This is a genomic window from Nonomuraea sp. NPDC050310, from assembly GCF_040655795.1.
Taxonomy (GTDB): domain Bacteria; phylum Actinomycetota; class Actinomycetes; order Streptosporangiales; family Streptosporangiaceae; genus Nonomuraea.
Genome location: NZ_JBFAKP010000007.1, coordinates 1 through 16,805, shown reverse-complemented (window position 1 = coordinate 16,805; position 16,805 = coordinate 1). Strand labels below are relative to the sequence as shown.

17 protein-coding genes are annotated in these 16,805 nt (G+C 72.7%); 4 read left to right on the top strand and 13 right to left on the bottom strand.

Going from position 1 to position 16,805, the window contains the following annotated elements:
- The first annotated feature begins 99 nt into the window (after positions 1-99).
- Positions 100-1,410, top strand: coding sequence for an FAD-binding protein (locus AB0I67_RS19015; RefSeq protein ID WP_357924926.1), 1,311 nt, complete (start codon positions 100-102; stop codon positions 1,408-1,410).
- Between the two features lie 15 nt (positions 1,411-1,425).
- On the opposite strand, the gene AB0I67_RS19010 is transcribed toward AB0I67_RS19015, so the two are convergent.
- Both AB0I67_RS19010 and AB0I67_RS19005 read right to left on the bottom strand, forming a co-directional pair.
- Positions 1,426-1,971 (bottom strand): OmpA family protein, encoded by a 546-nt coding sequence (locus tag AB0I67_RS19010; RefSeq protein WP_357924923.1) that lies wholly within the window; start codon positions 1,969-1,971, stop codon positions 1,426-1,428.
- Positions 1,955-2,479 (bottom strand): hypothetical protein, encoded by a 525-nt coding sequence (locus AB0I67_RS19005; protein WP_357924921.1) that lies wholly within the window; start codon positions 2,477-2,479, stop codon positions 1,955-1,957. The genes AB0I67_RS19010 and AB0I67_RS19005 overlap by 17 nt, the downstream gene beginning before the upstream one ends.
- A 104-nt stretch (positions 2,480-2,583) precedes the next feature.
- On the opposite strand from AB0I67_RS19005, the gene AB0I67_RS19000 reads away from it, so the two are divergent.
- Positions 2,584-3,381 (top strand): NAD(P)-dependent oxidoreductase, encoded by a 798-nt coding sequence (locus AB0I67_RS19000; protein ID WP_357924919.1) that lies wholly within the window; start codon positions 2,584-2,586, stop codon positions 3,379-3,381.
- A gap of 18 nt (positions 3,382-3,399) precedes the next feature.
- Positions 3,400-3,819, top strand: a complete 420-nt coding sequence (locus AB0I67_RS18995; RefSeq protein ID WP_357924916.1) for a GNAT family N-acetyltransferase — start codon at positions 3,400-3,402, stop codon at positions 3,817-3,819.
- Between the two features lie 10 nt (positions 3,820-3,829).
- Here the strand turns inward: AB0I67_RS18995 and AB0I67_RS18990 are convergent, their stop codons facing one another.
- Genes AB0I67_RS18990 through AB0I67_RS18955 form a run of 8 tightly spaced genes read right to left on the bottom strand, consistent with a single transcriptional unit; the run spans position 3,830 to position 12,218 of the window.
- Complete coding sequence (locus AB0I67_RS18990) at positions 3,830-4,213, bottom strand: VOC family protein (RefSeq protein WP_357924914.1); 384 nt, start codon at positions 4,211-4,213, stop codon at positions 3,830-3,832.
- 48 nt (positions 4,214-4,261) lie between these two features.
- Positions 4,262-5,848 (bottom strand): AMP-binding protein, encoded by a 1,587-nt coding sequence (locus tag AB0I67_RS18985; protein WP_357924912.1) that lies wholly within the window; start codon positions 5,846-5,848, stop codon positions 4,262-4,264.
- A gap of 1 nt (position 5,849) precedes the next feature.
- Positions 5,850-7,187 carry a carboxylesterase family protein gene (locus tag AB0I67_RS18980; protein WP_357924909.1) on the bottom strand — a complete coding sequence of 446 codons (1,338 nt, stop codon included), beginning with the start codon at positions 7,185-7,187 and terminating at the stop codon, positions 5,850-5,852.
- Complete coding sequence (locus AB0I67_RS18975) at positions 7,172-8,467, bottom strand: M28 family peptidase (RefSeq protein WP_357924907.1); 1,296 nt, start codon at positions 8,465-8,467, stop codon at positions 7,172-7,174. Before AB0I67_RS18975 ends, AB0I67_RS18980 begins: the two co-directional genes overlap by 16 nt.
- Positions 8,464-9,264, bottom strand: coding sequence for a carbohydrate ABC transporter permease (locus AB0I67_RS18970; protein WP_357924905.1), 801 nt, complete (start codon positions 9,262-9,264; stop codon positions 8,464-8,466). The genes AB0I67_RS18975 and AB0I67_RS18970 overlap by 4 nt, the downstream gene beginning before the upstream one ends.
- Entirely contained in the window at positions 9,261-10,124 is an 864-nt protein-coding gene (locus tag AB0I67_RS18965; protein ID WP_357924902.1) for a sugar ABC transporter permease, read from the bottom strand. Before AB0I67_RS18965 ends, AB0I67_RS18970 begins: the two co-directional genes overlap by 4 nt.
- Positions 10,121-11,347, bottom strand: a complete 1,227-nt coding sequence (locus tag AB0I67_RS18960) for an extracellular solute-binding protein (RefSeq protein WP_357924899.1) — start codon at positions 11,345-11,347, stop codon at positions 10,121-10,123. Before AB0I67_RS18960 ends, AB0I67_RS18965 begins: the two co-directional genes overlap by 4 nt.
- A gap of 10 nt (positions 11,348-11,357) precedes the next feature.
- A complete protein-coding gene (locus AB0I67_RS18955; RefSeq protein WP_357925634.1) occupies positions 11,358-12,218 on the bottom strand; it encodes an alpha/beta hydrolase in 861 nt (286 codons plus the stop codon).
- A gap of 181 nt (positions 12,219-12,399) precedes the next feature.
- On the opposite strand from AB0I67_RS18955, the gene AB0I67_RS18950 reads away from it, so the two are divergent.
- Positions 12,400-12,990 (top strand): TetR/AcrR family transcriptional regulator, encoded by a 591-nt coding sequence (locus tag AB0I67_RS18950; RefSeq protein WP_357924896.1) that lies wholly within the window; start codon positions 12,400-12,402, stop codon positions 12,988-12,990.
- On the opposite strand, the gene AB0I67_RS18945 is transcribed toward AB0I67_RS18950, so the two are convergent.
- The 3 genes from AB0I67_RS18945 to AB0I67_RS18935 form a co-directional block, all read right to left on the bottom strand.
- The gene (locus tag AB0I67_RS18945; protein WP_357924894.1) at positions 12,929-14,824 is read right to left on the bottom strand and encodes a hypothetical protein; all 1,896 of its coding nucleotides are present in this window, start codon (positions 14,822-14,824) and stop codon (positions 12,929-12,931) included. The genes AB0I67_RS18950 and AB0I67_RS18945 overlap by 62 nt on opposite strands.
- Complete coding sequence (locus AB0I67_RS18940; RefSeq protein WP_357924892.1) at positions 14,821-16,419, bottom strand: hypothetical protein; 1,599 nt, start codon at positions 16,417-16,419, stop codon at positions 14,821-14,823. Before AB0I67_RS18940 ends, AB0I67_RS18945 begins: the two co-directional genes overlap by 4 nt.
- A gap of 69 nt (positions 16,420-16,488) precedes the next feature.
- The coding region (locus AB0I67_RS18935) for a substrate-binding domain-containing protein (protein ID WP_357924889.1) at positions 16,489-16,805 on the bottom strand (317 nt) is incomplete at its 5' end.

The window sequence follows — 16,805 nt, the reverse complement described above, 5'->3', positions numbered from 1 at the left end:
TCCGGAGAAGTATTTCTAGCAGCGCTAGACGTCGTGTCACTGACACCGCTAGAGTCGCTAGCGCACCTAGCGCTGCTAGCGACATTGAAGGAGACCGCCATGACGCTCAACCACTTGCCCGACGTCCTCAAGGGACGTGTGATCCTGCCCGGTGACGACGGCTTCGACCAGGCCACCATCGCCTGGAACCTGACCGTCAGGCAGCCCGTGGCAGCCGTGGTGGAGGCCGCCGACGCCGAGGACGTGGCCGCGCTCGTGCGTCACGCACGGCGGGCGGGCCTGACGGTGACCGCGCAGCCGAGCGGGCACGGCGCCTCGGGAGACGTCGAAGGCCTGATCCTGCTGCGCACCGGCCTGCTGAACGACGTGGAAGTGCGCCCGGAGGAGCGCGTGGCCCGGGTGGGCGCGGGCGCGACGTGGGGGCAGGTGCTCGCGGCGGCCGGCCCGTTCGGGCTGACCGGCCTGGCCGGCAGCGCGCCGGGGATCAGCGTGACCGGCTACACCCTGGGCGGGGGTGTCGGCTGGTTCAGCCGCAAGCACGGCCTGGCCTCCAGCGGCGTGCGGGCGATCGACATCGTGGACGCCGACGGCGAGCCGGGCCGGGTGACCGCCGAGTCCGACCCCGACCTGTTCTGGGCGCTGCGCGGCGGCGGCGGGGACTTCGCGATGGTGACCGCCCTCGAACTCGACCTGTACCCCGCGCCCGCGCTGTACGGCGGGCGGGTGATCTGGCCGGAGCACCGGGCCGGGCAGGTGTACGACGCCTTCCTGGAGATCACCGCTGAGGCGCCGCGCGAGCTCAGCGTGTGGATCAACCGCCTCCAGCCGCCCGGCGCGCCGCCCATGGTGACCCTGGACCTGGCCTACCTGGGCGAGGAGGCGCAGGCGAAGGAGCTGCTGGCACGCCTCGACCGGATCGCGGACGCGATCTCCGACAACCGCGGCCTCATGCCGGTCGCCGACCTGGGCGCCATCGCGGCCGAGCCCACCCAGCCCGCCCCGCCCATCGCGCGGGCGGAGCTGCTCACCGGCCTGGACGCCGGCGCGGTGGAGATCCTGCTGGCCAAGCCGGTGGCGCCGCTCATCAATGTGCAGATCAGGCACCTGGGCGGGGCGCTCGCCGAGCCGGGTGACGGGGCGGGCGCCGCCGGGGCGGTGGCCGAGCCGTACCTGCTCGGCCTGGTCGGGCTCGGCCTGCCGCACGCGGCCGAGGCGACGCGCGCCAAGCAGGCCGAGGTCGTGGCCGACCTGGCGGCCCACATCAGCGGCCGCAAGCCGTACACCGTGCTGTCCCCCGGCGAGACGGCGGCGGCGGCCTTCTCCGGCAGCACGCTGGCGCGGCTGCGGGAGATCAAGCGGGCCCGCGACCCGCACCGGGTGTTCCGCGCCAACTACCCGGTGCTCGGCTAGGCGTCGAGGGCCTGGTCAGCGGCTGAAGGTGACCTCCACGCGGCGGTTCTTGGCCCGTCCCTTCGGGTTGTCGCCGCCGTCGGGCAGGGCATTGGGCGCCACCGGATCGGCCTCGCCGTGCCCGGCCACCTCGAAGGTGACGCCGGGCACCAGCCGCGCCAGCTCCTTGCGCACGGCTTCCGCCCGGCGGCGGGACAGCTCCAGGTTGTAGGTGTCGGAGCCGTGCGCGTCGGTGTAGCCGTCGATGCGCGCCCGGTCGACCCCGGCCTCCTTGAGCAGGCCGGCCGCCTGGGTGAGCCGGGAGCGGGCCTTGCCGGTCAGCTTGGCCTGGTCGAAGGCGAACAGCACGTCGGCGGCGAAGGTGAGCTTGCGCTCGCCGCCCCGGCTCTGGTCGGTCAGCGACTCGTCCAGGTTGGAGATGCGGTCGCCGATGTCGAGCACCTTGCCGGTGATGTCCACGACGGCCCCTTGGATCGGCCGCACGCCGGAGTCCGGGACCGGCGTGGGGGTCGGCGGGCTCACCAGCAGCAGCGCCGCGGCGAGGCTAGCTGAGCGGAACATCGGACAGGGTCCCGACCAGGGGGATGTGCACGGTCATGGCGGTGATGTCCGGCGGCGGGGCGGTGAAGGTGGCCGACAGGGTGATGGTGTCGCCGGTCCGGAGGTAGACGGCCCGGGTGGAGCTGCACACGCAGCGGCCCTCGCTGTCGACGGCCGTCAGGTGCTTCTTGGCGTTCTTGGTGTCGATGAGGTAGACGCCGTCGATGGTCGGCTGGTCGTTCGGGACGGCGGAGAAGTTGTTGTGCACCGACCAACCGATCGCCCCGCTGCCGTGGATGGCGGTGAGGCGGAAGCTGAGCTGCACGAACCGGTCACGCCGCCGGAACTGGACCACCTCCGCCTTGATCTCGCTCTCCTCGAGGGTGAACTTCCGCTCGACGATGACCCGATCCGGCTCGACCGACGCAACGGCCGTCGCGGGCGCGGGCGTGGTCGCGGCGGCGCTGGACTGCGCGGTGGTGCTCGGCGTGGGAGCCGCCTGGCACCCCGCCAGCAGCGCACCGATCACGACTAATGGAGCTACATATCCCCGTTTCATAAGATCGGGATCCTAATGGAGCACATGTCGGCTCTCTGAGTCTTTTCCCCTACGGCGCGGGGATACTGAGGATCATGACTGTGGAGAGCGTTGTCCTCACCGGTGCCGCAGGGCAGGTCGGGTCCGTGGTGCGCGAGCCGCTGCGGCGGCGGGTTGGCCGGCTCCTGTCCGTCGATCGGGTCCCGCTCACCGCCCAGGGCCCAGGGGAAGAAATCCGCCAGGTCGAGGTGACCGGGATCGACGACGCGATGGCGATCGTCGAAGGCGTCGACGCGGTGGTGCACCTGGCCGGGGTGCCGGACGAGGCGCCGCTCGCCGACCTCCTGACCGGCAACGTGCTGGGCACCCAGCACGTGCTGGAGGCGGCGCGGCGCACCGGGGTGAAGCGGGTGGTGCTGGCCAGCAGCAACCGGCTGACCGGCTGCTACCCGGCGGCGCGGACGGTCACGGCCCAGGAGCCGCCTCGCCCGGACGGGCTGTACGGCGTCAGCAAGGTGGCCGTGGAGGCGCTGGGCCGGCTGTACGCCGACAAGTTCGGCCTGGAGGTGGTGTGCCTGCGCATCGGCAGCCTCGAAGCCGAGCCGAGCGAGCCGCGGCACCTGGCCACCTGGCTGAGCCCGCGGGACTGCGCCGGCTTCGTGTGGGCCGCGCTGAGCAAGCCGGACGTCACCTTCACCGCCGCGTACGCGGTCTCGGCCAACACCCGCCGTTACTGGGAGCTCGACGACCAGCTCGGCTACACCCCGCTCGACGACGCCGAGGCCTACGCCGGCCGCATCCCCGGCGTCGCGGAGTACTTCGCCGGCGACCCGCTGCAGGGCGGCGGCTTCGCCACCCCCGGCTACACCCTGCGCCACGGCCTCGGCGAATAGCATCCTAGGATGTAAGGCATGCACGCCACCGCTGACCCTTACACCCTGCGCGCGACCCTCCCCTCCCCCGAGACCTACATCCGCCTCCGCACCACCGCCGGGCTCAGCGCGAAATCCGTCGAGGCCGCCGAGCTCGGCCTCCCCCAGAGCTGGTACTGCGTCGTGCTCTTCCACGGCGACGAGCCCGTCGGCATGGGCCGGGTCATCGGCGACGGCGGCTGCTTCTTCCAGGTCGTCGACATCTGCGTCGCCCCGGAGCACCAGGGACGCGGCCTGGGCAAGCGGATCATGGGCAACCTGGTCGAGGAGCTCGAACGCCGCGCCCCCGCCGGCGCGTACGTCTCGCTGATCGCCGACGGGGACGCCCAGTACCTCTACGAGAAGTTCGGCTTCCGGCACACCGCCCCGAAGTCGGTCGGCATGGCCCGCACCGTCTGAGCTGGGCGGGTCAGGCCGAGGTCGCCGCCCGGTCGGAGGCGCTGCGCAGGACACAGAACTCGTTCCCCTCCGGGTCGGCGAGCACGGCCCAGCCGGTGCCGTCCGGGTCGCGCCGGTCGGCGACGAGGGTGGCGCCCAGGCCGAGCAGCCGGTCGACCTCGGCGTCGCGGGAGGTCTCCGGGCGCAGGCACAGGTGCACCCGGTTCTTGACCACCTTCGGCTCCGGCACCTGGTTGAAGTAGAGCACCAGGCCGCTCGGGAGGGTGACCTCGGTCTCCGCGTCCCCGGGCCGGTCCTCCGGATGGCGGGTGCCGCCGGTCGCCGCGCACCAGAATCCGGCCAGCTCATAGGCGTCGGCACAGTCGATCGCCACGTTCTGCACTGTCGAGACCATGCGCAGGAGCTTGTCCGAACGAGACCCCCGGCCGCAACTTCCCCCGGGTCACAGGCCGAGCAGCCGCACCCCCTCCTCGCGCATCTCGACCTTGCGGATCTTGCCGGTGACCGTCATCGGGAACCCGTCCACGACGTGCACGTAGCGGGGGATCTTGTAGTGCGCGAGCTTGCCCGCGCAGAACGCCCGCACGGCCTCGGCGGTCAGCGGCGCGGCGCCCTCGCGCAGGACGATCCAGGCCATGAGCTCCTCGCCGTACTTCTCGTCCGGCACGCCGACCACCTGGACGTCGGCGATGTCGGGGTGGCGGTGCAGGAACTCCTCGACCTCTCGCGGGTAGACGTTCTCGCCGCCCCGGATGACCATGTCCTTGATCCGGCCGACCACGTTGACGTAGCCGTCGGCGTCCATGGTGGCCAGGTCGCCGGTGTGCATCCAGCGGGCGGCGTCGATGGCCTCGGCGGTCTTGGCCGGCTCGTCCCAGTAGCCGAGCATCACCGAGTAGCCGCGGGTGCACAGCTCGCCGGGCTCGCCGCGCGGCACGGTCAGCCCGGTCTCCGGGTGCACGATCTTGACCTCGACGTGCGGCATGACCCGCCCGACGGTCTCGGTGCGGCGCTCCAGGCTGTCGTCGGAGCGGGTCATGGTCGAGACGGGCGAGGTCTCGGTCATGCCGTAGCAGATGGCGACCTCGGCCATGTTCATCTCGGTGACCACGCGCTTCATCACCTCGACCGGGCACGGCGAGCCCGCCATGATGCCGGTGCGCAGGCTGGACAGGTCGTACTGCCCGGCCAGGGCGAGCTCGGCGATGAACATGGTCGGCACGCCGTACAGGGAGGTGCATCTTTCCTGCTGTACGGCCAGCAGCGTGGCGGCAGGGTCGAAGCCCGGCGCGGGGATGACCACGCACGCGCCGTGCGAGGTGGCTCCGAGGTTGCCCATCACCATGCCGAAGCAGTGGTAGAACGGCACCGGCAGGCAGACCCGGTCGTGCTCGGTGTAGCCGAGCCCCTCCCCCACGAAGAAGCCGTTGTTGAGGATGTTGTGGTGCGAGAGCGTCGCGCCCTTGGGGAAGCCGGTCGTGCCGGAGGTGTACTGGATGTTGATCGGGTCGTCGGCGCTCAGCGACGCCATCCGCTCGCGCAGCCGCTCCTCCGGGGCGGTCCTGGCCAGCAACCGGTCCCAGCCCGGATCGTCCAGGTAGACGACGTCGGCGAAGCCGATCTCCTCGACCATGGCCCGGTAGTCGCTGCCCTTGTGGGTGAGCGCGCTGATCAGCAGGCGCAGGCCAGACTGCTTGACCACGTAGTCGAGCTCGTGGGCGCGGTAGGCCGGGTTGACGTTGACCAGAATCGCGCCGATCTTCGCGGTGGCGTACTGCACGATCACCCATTCGGCCCGGTTGGGCGCCCAGATGCCGATCCGGTCGCCCTTGGCGATGCCGGTGGCCAGCAGCGCGAGGGCCAGCCGGTTCACCTCGGCGTCGAGCTCGGCGTAGCTCCAGCGGCGGCCGGTGGGCACGTCCACGAGCGCCTCGCGCTCGCCGAAGCGGCGCACGGCCCGCTCGAAGTTCGCGCCGATGGTCTCGCCCAGCAGCGGGGTCGAGGCGGTCGCGCTCGAGTAGGACTCCATGTCAGAACCTCCAGAGATGATCGAGTGGCCAGCCCGGGTCGCCGGTGCGGGCGAAGCGCACCCAGGCGGCGTGCATCGCGTCGGCCAGGGCCTGCGGCGCGGCCGGCCCGGCGGTGCGCCCGACGCCGGGCGCGTCGAGCAGGTCGAAGACGAAGGGCAGGTCGAGGTTGTGCACCGCGCCCACGCGCCCGCCGCCGACCGGGCTCTCGACGGGCGACTCCCACCGGAACTCATAAGCGTAGGCGGGCCTGGCCTCGCGGATCCAGCGGGCCTCGCGGGTGAACAGGTGCTCGGTGAAGGCGCGGCCGACGCGTTCGGCGGGCGTGAGGCCGGGCTCGTCCACCTGGACGCCGAGGTGGTCGAGCAGCGCCTGGGCTCCGGCCGCGTCCACGTCGGCGGCGAAGCGGCGGACGAACACGTCGGCCTCCTGGGTGGTGCACCCGACCAGGAGCGGGATGTGCGCGCTCGAGCCCAGGGCGGCCAGCGGGACGGCCGGGACGAGGTCGCCGTCGACGACCGGCTTGATCGGCACCGACGCGCTCAGCCCGCCGGGACCGCCGGACAGCGGCGGCGGCTGCTCGGCGACCAGCGCCGCGGGCGACAGCCGGGCGAAGGCGGACCGGGTCGGGTCGATCCCCAGCCGGGCGGCGAGCGCCTTGGCGTGGTCGCGGGCCTCCTGCTCGGTGGCGGCCAGGGTGGCCGAGCCGCTCATCACGACCGCCCGGTGGAAGAGCCCGGCGGCGCGCGGCATGCTGAGCAGGGTCGCGACCGCCGCGCCGCCGGCCGACTGCCCGGCGATCGTCACGTTGCCGGGGTCGCCGCCGAAGGCCGCGATGTTGTCGCGCACCCAGGCGAGCGCGGCCAGCCAGTCGAGCACGCCCCGGTTGAGCGGCGCGTCCTCCAGGGCCAGGAAGCCCTCGAAGCCGAGCCGGTAGTTGATCGCGACGCAGACCACGCCGTCGCGGGCGAAGCGGTGGCCCTGGTGCCAGGCCGCGCCGTTGCCGCCGATGGCGAACGCGCCGCCGTGGATCCAGACCAGGACCGGCAGCCCGGCCGGGCCGATCATGGGGGTGCGGATGTCGAGGTTGAGGCAGTCCTCCCCGGCCTCGAAGACGTCGGGCGCGTACAGCCCGATGTCCTCGCCGGGCGCCTGCGGGGCGGCCGGGCCGTGGGTGAGGGCCGGCCGTACCCCGTCCCAGGAGACCGGGACGGGCGCGGCGAAGCGGTGCTCGCCGAAGGGCGGGGCGGCGTACGGCACGCCGAGGAAGGCGAGCACCCCCGCCTCGGCCTTGCCCCGCACCAGCCCGGAGGTGGTGCGCACGATCAGCTCCGGCGCCATCCGGCGGTCCCTTCCACGATGCGGACGGCCGCCCGGCTGAGCGGCTCCAGGCCGGCCTCGTGCACCTTGTCGAGGGTGTCGGCCGAGTCGAACAGGTACATGGGCGCCGACAGGAAGTGCACCAGCGGCACCCCTTCCGGATGGAAGAAGGCGCCGTCGGTGGGCGGCATCGGGGAGAACACGTCGGGCGGCAGCACGAACGAGCGGCGCAGGTCCTCGGCGACGAGCGCCCGCGCCACGAGGTCCTCCAGGCCGGGCGAGGTGAACCACCAGCCGGGTTCGGGGTCGTCGGTGGGCACGAGCCGGCCGTCCACGACCTCGCACCGGCGGGCGGCGTGCTCCAGGTGGAGCTGGAGCACGACGTCGCCGAGCAGGTCGCGGTGCTCCTCGATGAAGGCCCTGGTGCCCGCGGCGTGCGCCATGTGGCCCGCGGTGAGCAGGAAGAGCAGGTTGTGCGGCCGTTCCTCCTGCGGCACGCCCGCCCAGTGCCGGGCGGCGGCCAGCACCAGCGCGATCCCGGTGGCGTCCTCGACCGCCGAGGCCCAGGGCGCGTCGTGGTGCGAGCCGATGATCACCCACTGGTCGGAGGCGCCGGGCAGCGTGCCGAGCACGTTGTGCGAGAGCGCCGGGCCGGTCTCGGCCTCGACGGTGAGCGTGCCGGTGCAGGGCCCCTCGTCCACCAGGGCCAGCACCCGCCGCGCGTCGCCGCCGGACAGCCAGACGGCCGGCAGGTCGCGGTGCACCGCGTCGTAGGGCACGTAGTAGTCGCGCGTCTCCCATGGCACCCCGGTCAGCCCGCCGGCGAAGCCGGCCGCGCCGCCGTCGATCGCGCCCTGGATGACGTCGAGGTAGTCGAGCTGGAACGGCAGCGTCTGGACCAGCCCGTCGAAGACGCCCTCCGGGTCGTGCACGGCCTTGGCCAGGTCGCGGACGTAGAACTGCGGCAGTTCGGTGAAGGCGTACTCGGGCACCACGATCGCCCCCGGCACCACCTCGCGGGTGACCGGCGCGGTCACGACCGCCTTCGGCCGGCTGTACGGCAGGGCGAACGCCGCCACCCGGACCGCCCGGGCCGGGTCGGCGTCGAGGCGCACCTCCAGCGACGCCGTCACCGGCCGCCACGCCGGCAGCTCGACCGGCGCCAGCCGTACGTCCTGGAGACCGAACTCGGTGAAGCGCTCGGCGGCCCACGCGGCGGTCCAGTCGTCGGCCGGGTAGCCGGGACGCCGGATGCCTCGCGAGACCACCGTCTCGATCCAGTCCATCATCATGGCTCTCATCGCTTCAGCCCTCCGAAGGTGAGCCCGGCCACGTAGTAGCGCTGCAGCGCCACCATCAGGATGAACGGTGGCACCGCCGTGACCAGTGCCGCGGTGGTGGTCAGGTGGTAGGTGAGGCCGACCTCGCTCTGGAAGTTGGCCAGCCCGACCGGCAACGGCCACAGCTCCTGGTCGTTGGCCACGATGAGCGGCCACAGCAGGTTGTCCCACTGGGCCAGGAAGTGCACCAGGAACAGGGTGATCAGCGCCGGCTTCAGCAGCGGGACGGCGATGCGCGCGAAGATGCGGAACTCCCCCGCGCCGTCCACCCGCGCGGCCAGCAGCAGCTCCTTGGGGATGCCGAGGGCGAACTGCCGCACCAGGAAGACGCCGAACGCGCTGATCATGCCGGGCACGATCATGCCCTGGAAGGTGTTGACCCAGCCGAGTTCCTTGACGATGAGGAAGACCGGGATGACCAGGACCATCGGGGTGAGCGCGAGCGTGCCGACCACCAGCGCGAACAGGACGCGGCGGCCGGGGAAGGCGAGGTGGGCCATCGCGTAGCCGGCGGCGGCGGAGAAGATCACGTCCAGCAGGCCGGTGCCGAGGCACAGGATGAGGCTGTTGCGCAGGTAGGTGGGCAGGTTGCCCTCGCCGAACAGCGTCCTGAGGTTCTCCGGCAGGTGGAAGCCGTTGAAGACCAGCCCGCTCAGGTCGGTGTCGTCGGGCGCCGAGGCGACGACGACCATGACGTAGACGGGCAGCAGCATGAACCCGACCGCGACGATCAGCCAGGCGCTCCGCAGCACGGTCATTCGTCGTCTCCCTTCAGGAACCCGAACTGCAGCGCCGAGACGATCACCATGGCGGCGAGCAGCACCATGCCCATCGCGGCGGCGTAGCCCATGTGCTCGTAGGGGAAGGCGTTGGCCCAGATGTAGTACGGCAGCACCTGGGTGGCGTCGGCGGGCCCGCCGCCGGTGAGCAGGAAGGCGGGCACGAACGCCTGCATCGAGCCGGCCACCGAGATGACCAGCACGAACAGCAGGGTCCGGCGCAGCAGCGGCAGGGTGATGCGGGTGAAGGTGGTCACCGGGCCGGAGCCGTCGAGGGCGGCGGCCTCGTAGACCTCGCCGGGCAGCGCCTGCAGCCCGGCGGTCAGGATGATCGCGAACAGGCCGAGGCTCTTCCACACGACCATCACGACCAGGGCCCAGATGGCCAGGTCGGAGCTGGTCAGCCAGGACTGCGGCGCGATCCCCGCCAGGCCGAGCAGCGTGTTGGCCAGGCCGCCGTCGGAGTAGATGATCACCCAGACCATGGACGTGGCCGCGAGCGGCATCACGGCGGGGATCATGACGAGCGCCCGGAGCCAGCGGTTGAGCCGGCCAGGCCTGCTCAGCGGCACGGCCACCAGCAGGGCCAGCACGATCGTGGGCACGACCGTGCAGACGGTGTAGACGACGGTGATCCAGGCCGAGTTGAGGAAGCCGGGGTCGGCGAACATGCGCTCGTAGTTGGCCAGGCCGATCCAGGTGGGCGTGCCGGCCATCTCGTAGTCGGTGAAGCTGAGGTAGACGGCGGCCAGGAACGGGACGAGCCAGAACACCACGAAGAACACGGCCACCGGCAGGGTCAGCGCGACCCCGGCGGTGGCCTGCGGGCGAGCGTTCACCGGATCTGCCGGACCGCGGCGTCGAAGGTGGCCGCGGCCTCGGCCGGGGTCGCCTTGCCGTGCGCGACGGAGTCCACGGCGCCGGCGGCGGCCTTCGCCAGTTCGACGGTTCCGGGGATGATCGGGCCGAAGTCGACGTGCGGGAGGCTGTCGGCGACGAGCTTCATGATCTCGGACTTGCCGCGCGGCCCGGCCTCGCGCCAGCCCTTGGTGGGGATGATGATGCCGTTGTCGAGGTTGGCCGCCACCGACCGGGCGCCCTGGAGGTAGTTGACCAGGTGCCAGGCGGTGTACTGGTTGGGCGAGTCCTTGGCCACGCCCCAGCCCCAGGTGTAGGCGGGCACGACGGACCGGCCGCCGTCCCAGGCGGGCATGGGGGCCACGCCGTACTGCTTGCCGAAGGTGAGTGTGTTCTTGCCGAGCTTCTCCAGCGCGGGGCCGAGGAAGGCGCCGCTGACGACCATGGCGGCCTCGCCGGAGTAGAACAGGCCGAGCGCGCCCAGCGGGTTGGACAGCTTCGGGTTGCCGAGGCCCTTCATGTAGGTCAGGGCCTCGACGAGCGCCGGGTTGCCGCCGAGTTCGCCGCCCTTGCCCTTGATCAGCGCGGTGAGCATCATGAGCGCCCACTGCGGGTCGCCGTAGAGCCACTGCAGGCCGACGCGCCTGCGGTCGGCGGAGGTGAGCCTGGCGCTGTAGTCGGCGACCTCCTCCCAGGTCGCCGGGGGCCGGTCGGGGTCGAGCCCGGCCTGCTCGAACCGGTCCTTGCGGTAGTAGAGCAGGCAGGGGTTGAAGTCGATGGGCACGCCGTAGGGCACGTCCTGGTAGGTGAGCGGGGTGGTCGTGCCCGGCTCGTAGGCCTGGAGGGGGAGCGCCTTGGTGTCGATCGGCGCCAGCCGGTTCTTCTTGGCGTGCGCCGGGAAGCTCCAGTGGCCGATCTTGAACACGTCGGGCGGCGTGCCGCCGGTGAAGGCGGTGAGCAGCTTGGCGTCGAGCTGGCCCACGGGCAGGTAAAGCAGCCGCACGTCCACCCGGAACTCGGCGATGTAGTCGTGCACGAGCGCCTGGAACTGCTCGCCGGTCTCCTGCGAGCCGTGCAGCCAGACATTGACCTCGCCCTGCGGCTTGCCGGCGGCGACCTGCTGCCGGGGCTGGTCGTCGCCGCACCCGGCGAGCAGGGTGAGCGCGCCCGCCGCTAACAGCCCACGCCGCGTCAGTTCCGCCATGGTGGTTCTCCTAGGTGAGGTTCTTGAGGGCCTGGTTCTGCCAGGCGGTGTTGGTGGGGAGTTCGGGGGCGGGGCCGGCGAAGGCGGCGCGGGCCTGGGCGTCGGCCATGAGGCGGTAGCGCAGCCAGGCGGTCACGTAGCCGAGGAAGGCGCCGCCGCTGTTCTGGACGTCGTTGTGGCCGGCGCCCTTGAGCAGGGCCTTGCCCGCGCCGGCGGTGGCCTGGTCGTAGTAGCCCTGCAGGGTGGCCGCGGAGGAGATCAGCCAGTCGTTGGCGCCGCTGAGGAAGAGCACCGGGACGGTCAGGTCGGCGACGGAGAACTCGTCCCCGGGACTGGCCATCCAGGCCGCGGGCGTGGCGATCGGCACGACGGTCCTGATCAGCCCGGCGGAGTCGTTGGCCGCGTTGATGGATCCGCCCGCGCCCTGGGAGTGGCCGACCGCGGCGACCTGGGCGGTGTCGAGCTTGCCGTGGAAGGCGCTGGCGGGATCGCCGTTCAGGGCGACGAGGTGCTGGGCGGCGGCGAGGATCTCCGCGCCGGTGCCCGTGGTGGTGTCGGTGGAGGCGATCACCGCGAAGCCCCAGGAGGCCAGGTGGGTGAGCAGGCCGGGGTAGTTGTCGGGGGTGGCCCAGGAGCCGTTGCCCCAGGTGACGATCGGGTGGGTGACGCCGCCCGAGCCGAGGGTCGCGGGGTGGTACAGCCGGTGGCCGCCCGAGGTGCCGGTGGCGACCGGCCACGGGCCGGGGGCCTTGTAGACCGTCTCGATCGCCGAGGCGGCGTGCGCCTCGGTGGTGGTCAGCGACAGGAATCCGGCCGAGGCGAGGCCGAGGGCGCCGGCGCGCAACGCCTGCCGGCGGGTGATGTTCTGCATGGTCACCTTCGTAAGCTATTTGGAGACGTGAACGTCTCCTAAGGAAGGGAAGTACGATCGACCAGCGATGTCAAGACATGACCAGAAGGAAGTTCCGGGAGCGCAGCCACTCCCCCGGGGACGGCACGGGCTGTCTCCCGACACGGTCCGAACCTCCCAGCGCGACCGCCTCGTGGAGGCCATGCTGAGGCTCGTCGCCAGGCGCGGGTACGCCGCCACGAGCGTGCCGGACGTGATCGCCGCCGCGCGGGTCTCGCGCAACGCCTTCTACGCCCAGTTCGCCGACAAGGAGGCGTGCTTCCTCGCGGTCTGCGAGCGCGACCTGCCCGAGATGGTCGACACGATCTACACCGCCGCGGCCGAGGCGGGCGAGGACTGGCGCGAGGGGCTCTGGCTCGGCCTGCACGCCTACCTGCGGTGGTGGCAGGAGCGGCCGGAGTACGCGCAGGCCTACTTCGTGGAGCTGCCGAGGGCCGGCGAGCGGGCGGTCGGGCAGCGCGACGCCGCCTACCGGCCCTTCCTCGACATGCTCGCCGCGCTGGGCGCGCGGGCCAGGCTGGAGGACCCCTCGCTGCCGCCGCTGGCCGCCTCGGTGCCCCGCCTGATCGTCTACGGGAGCACCGAGTTCATCGCCGCGGAGGTGCGCGCGGGGCGCGCCGCCGGCCTGGTCTCGGCCGCCGCCGACCTCTACCGGTACGCGGTCACCCTGCTCACGGCATCGCGGCCACCCCTTCCGCCTGGACCCGCCAGCCCGCCGGGAAGCACCGGGTAGCCGCCAGGTGGGCCACGGCGGCGAGCAGGCCGCCGTTGCCCGGCAGGTAGAGCGGCAGCAGCCCGGGCCACTGCTGGTTGTGGCCGTCCGGCAGGTAGGTGTTCTTGGGCGTCTCCAGCAGCAGCGCGTCCACGGCGGTCTCCGGCTCGCCGAGCCGGGCCGCGCACAGCGCCAGCAGCGGGTAGTCCCAGCCCCAGGTGCTCTCCAGGTCCCAGGCGGCCAGCACGTCGTGCAGGGTGGCCCGCATGATCTCGGGGTCGATCAGCGGCGTGGGCGGCACGAACCCGAGCGCCCCGACCATCGAGGGATGGTCGGTCCTGATCGTGTACGGCTCGACGCCGATGGCCGTGTACACGCCGTCGCGCACCAGCGGCCGGGCCAGGCCGTCCATGACCCGCGCCCACTCCGGCTCCGGGTCGAGGCCGAGCAGGCCGCGCCAGCGCTGGGCGGTCTCCAGCCCCCACCACCAGTAGGCCAGCTCGAAGGTGGGATCACGCACCGTCCGCCTGGACTCGTAGTAGGACTCCTGCGCCGGGACCAGCGGCGGCCCGAGATGCCCGCCGGCGGCGAAGGAGGCCATGAACTCGGCCGTCTCGAACACCAGGTCCTGGTAGTCGGCCAGCGCCTCCGGCCGGGCCCGGCGCAGCAGCTCGGCGAAGTAGATCAGGTGCGGCTGCTGCCAGACGATGAAGGCGCCGATCTCGCTCGGGCTCTCCCGGCCCTCCGGCCCCACCTGCTTGGGCCAGCGCGCGCCGCGAAAGCCCTGCCGGGCGGCCGTCTCCCTGGCCTGCGGCAGGATCGAGCGGTACCACGGCAGGCTGCGCTCCAGCAGCTCCGGCCGGCCCCACAGGACGAAGTGGGCGGCGTGCCACCAGTGCATCTCCAGGTGGAACTTGCCGCTCCAGGAGTTGACCACCAGCCCGGTCTCCTGCGGCGGGGTGGAGCCGGCGCAGTTGACCGCGGTGAGGTACTGCGACAGCACCACCCGGCGTTCGAGCTCGGGGGCCCGCGGGTCGGTGCTGCCCTCGAAGCTCACCGCGCCGCCCTCGCTCCAGAACCGGTCCCAGTGGGCGGCGGCAGCCGTACGGACCTGGGTGAAGGACGGCAGCGCGCCGACCGGCTCGCGGGCGAACCCGACGACGAGCTCCAGGTCCTGGCCGCGCAGCAGGTAGACGTGGCCGCCGGGCGCGCTGAGCCGCGCCGCTCCCGCCCACTCGGCGGCCACGTGGTAGCGGTCCGCGTCCAGGACGCGGGTGAAGTCGCAGCGCGAGCCGGACACCGTGTGCGTGGTGGTGTGCCGCTCCGGCCGGTCCCAGTCAGCGGTGGTGTGCCAGCCGTCGCTGGCGTAGGGGAAGGCGATCCTGATGCCCGCGGCGCCGCTGACCCGGACGGCCAGCAGGTCCCGCTCCGGGTGGCAGACCGTCTCCACCTCGTACGGCAGGCCGTCCAGCTCGAAGGAGCTGGACAGCAGGCCGGTCCACAGGTCGAGGGTCTGCGCCGAGCGGCCCAGCGCGGCGCCCTCCGGCACGTCGAGGCCGATCCGGCCCAGGTGCAGCCGGTGCGGGTTGACGTGCAGCCACCCGCCCGCCTCGGTGGCCGGGTACAGGTCCGGGTACGGCACGCCGTCGTAGTCGGTGCACGCGTCGGCCGGCTCGTGGCCCTTGGGGTTGGGCATCGTGTGCCAGCCCCACTGCGCCTGCGTGCCCAGCGGCGCGAAGGTCTGCAGCCCGGTCGCGTCGGCGGTGAAGGCGAACTCCCCGTTGCCGACGGTCAGCGGCCGGCCGGCGTCGACGACGGTGTGCCGGCGCACGAGCGCCTTCCGGTCGATGCTCACGCGCACCCCGGCGTGCCGGAGGCGCGCATCTGGCGCATGGAGGTCACATCCCCCGCGACGGCCGACTGGGCCATCGGCCCGAGGTCGAGCACGACGTCGGTGAAGGCGAGCGACGCCTTGCGCATCGCGGCCAGGTCGATCGCCTCGGCGCCGAACTGCGGCGAGAAGAGCGTCTTGGGCGCGGCGATGGGCGCGATGACCGGCAGCAGGTGCTGGTTGTACGGCGTGCCCTCGCCGCCGAAGGAGCAGTGCCGCGGCACGGTGGCCAGGTCGGCCGCCGACAGGCCCTTGAGGATCGCGGTGCGGCGCACGTCCCAGTACTGGATGTGGCCCTTGACCAGCTCGCGCAGCGGCGTGCTCTCGCTGACCGGGACCAGCAGCAGCTCGGTGAGGCTGGAGCTGGCGACGAGCTGCTTGCCCGGCAGCCCGTTGGGCCGGGCGACCGCGTCGTAGCGGCGGGCGCCGAGGTGCTCCAGCACCACGACGGAGGAGACGCCGCCCTGGTCGTACTCGGCGTCGAGCTGGGCGGCGAGCTGGCCGGCGCCGCCCTCGCGCACGTCCGGGCCGGTGAGGTGCTGGTAGAGGTGGCCGGTCACGAAGGCGAACTGGACGGTGCGCGGGCGGCAGGCCACCGGCAGCGACGACAGGTACCGGGCCATCTCGATCATGGTGAGCGGGCCGTTGTCCCAGACCGGGCTCATGCCGTCGGTGTGGCTCTCCACGACGATCTTCTGGGCGCTCCCGCCGGGCAGCGTGGCGAGCAGGGTGCGGGTGGTGGTCGGCGTCCAGGCGGCGTTCACGGTCAGCGCGGCCTGGACCGGCTGTCCGGCGGCCAGCGCGCCCTTGATCTGCTTGCCCTGGTCGGCGCCGACGTAGGCGCCCGGCACGCCGTACGGCAGGCCCTCGTAGGGCGCGTACATGCCCTGGATCTGGGCGTGCGGGAGCTGGCTGACCTCGATCACGCCGAGCGCGCCCGCCGCGGCGGCGGCCTTGAGGTCGGTGTCGGCGGCGGCCGGGGCCTCCATCGACTCCGAGCCGAGCAGGTTGATGGTCAGGCCCGGGTCGTACATCGAGTAGCCGAGGGTGGGCGGATAGAAGAGCAGGTTCGGCACGTTGGTCCAGGGCAGGTCACGCACGACGATCTTCCCGGCGGCGTTGGCCGCGGTGATCGCGGTGCCCGCGGGCACGTGCACGAGCGGCGCGGTGACGCCGCCGGGGCCGGTGGAGGCGGAGAACGGCACCGGGGCGGCGACCTGCACCGCCGTACCGCCGACGGTCAGGCCGGTGGCGAGGTTGTCCCAGCGGTCGATCTCGTAGGGCAGCGAGGAGAACTGCAGGCCGGGGATCGCGGCCAGCTCGTCCTCCAGCCAGTCGACGTAGCCGGTGTGCGCGGCGGAGCCGGTCGGCCGGGGGCCGAAGGTCTCCTGCTGCTCGGCCAGGGCGCCGAGGCGGGCCTCGGAGGCGAACGCGGCCGGATCGACCCGGACCGGGCAGGTCGCGGCCGTGTTCCCGGCGGAGGTCACGGTCTGGGCGGCGGCCGGTTGCGCGGGCGCGGCCAGCGGGAGCAGAAGGGCGAGCAGAGCTAGTCGTCGCACGTGGGGGTCCTTCCATCGAATCGTTTTAATCCAAGGCCCGCGGCAGTCCCCCGATGCGCGCGGCCGGTCTCAGGGGCGGGGCGGTCCCGTGGTCCCGCGGACGATCAGCGTCGGCGACACCGACGAGGTCACCGACCGGGTGCGCCCCTCGATGCGCTCGACGAGCAGGCGCGCGGCGGTCGCCCCGATGACCTGCCCGTCCTGGTCGACGCTGGTGAGCGAGATGCGCTTGAGCGAGGCGATGCCGATGTTGTCGTAACCGGCGACCGACAGGTCCTCCGGCACCGACAGACCGGCCTCGTCGGCGGCGCGCAGCACGCCGAGCGCCGCGATGTCGGCCCCGGCGAAGATCGCCGTGGGCCGGTCGGCGCGCGCGAGCAGCTCGC

Coding starts and splice junctions, on each gene's coding strand:
- AB0I67_RS18995 (WP_357924916.1), top strand. CDS start 3,400: ATGCACGCCACCGCTGACCCTTACACCCTGCGCGCGACCCTCCCCTCC.
- AB0I67_RS18955 (WP_357925634.1), bottom strand. CDS start 12,218: ATGCAGAACATCACCCGCCGGCAGGCGTTGCGCGCCGGCGCCCTCGGC.
- AB0I67_RS18950 (WP_357924896.1), top strand. CDS start 12,400: ATGCTGAGGCTCGTCGCCAGGCGCGGGTACGCCGCCACGAGCGTGCCG.
- AB0I67_RS18970 (WP_357924905.1), bottom strand. CDS start 9,264: ATGACCGTGCTGCGGAGCGCCTGGCTGATCGTCGCGGTCGGGTTCATG.
- AB0I67_RS19015 (WP_357924926.1), top strand. CDS start 100: ATGACGCTCAACCACTTGCCCGACGTCCTCAAGGGACGTGTGATCCTG.
- AB0I67_RS19000 (WP_357924919.1), top strand. CDS start 2,584: ATGACTGTGGAGAGCGTTGTCCTCACCGGTGCCGCAGGGCAGGTCGGG.
- AB0I67_RS18985 (WP_357924912.1), bottom strand. CDS start 5,848: ATGGAGTCCTACTCGAGCGCGACCGCCTCGACCCCGCTGCTGGGCGAG.
- AB0I67_RS18975 (WP_357924907.1), bottom strand. CDS start 8,467: ATGAGAGCCATGATGATGGACTGGATCGAGACGGTGGTCTCGCGAGGC.
- AB0I67_RS18990 (WP_357924914.1), bottom strand. CDS start 4,213: ATGGTCTCGACAGTGCAGAACGTGGCGATCGACTGTGCCGACGCCTAT.
- AB0I67_RS19010 (WP_357924923.1), bottom strand. CDS start 1,971: ATGTTCCGCTCAGCTAGCCTCGCCGCGGCGCTGCTGCTGGTGAGCCCG.
- AB0I67_RS18980 (WP_357924909.1), bottom strand. CDS start 7,187: ATGGCGCCGGAGCTGATCGTGCGCACCACCTCCGGGCTGGTGCGGGGC.
- AB0I67_RS18960 (WP_357924899.1), bottom strand. CDS start 11,347: ATGGCGGAACTGACGCGGCGTGGGCTGTTAGCGGCGGGCGCGCTCACC.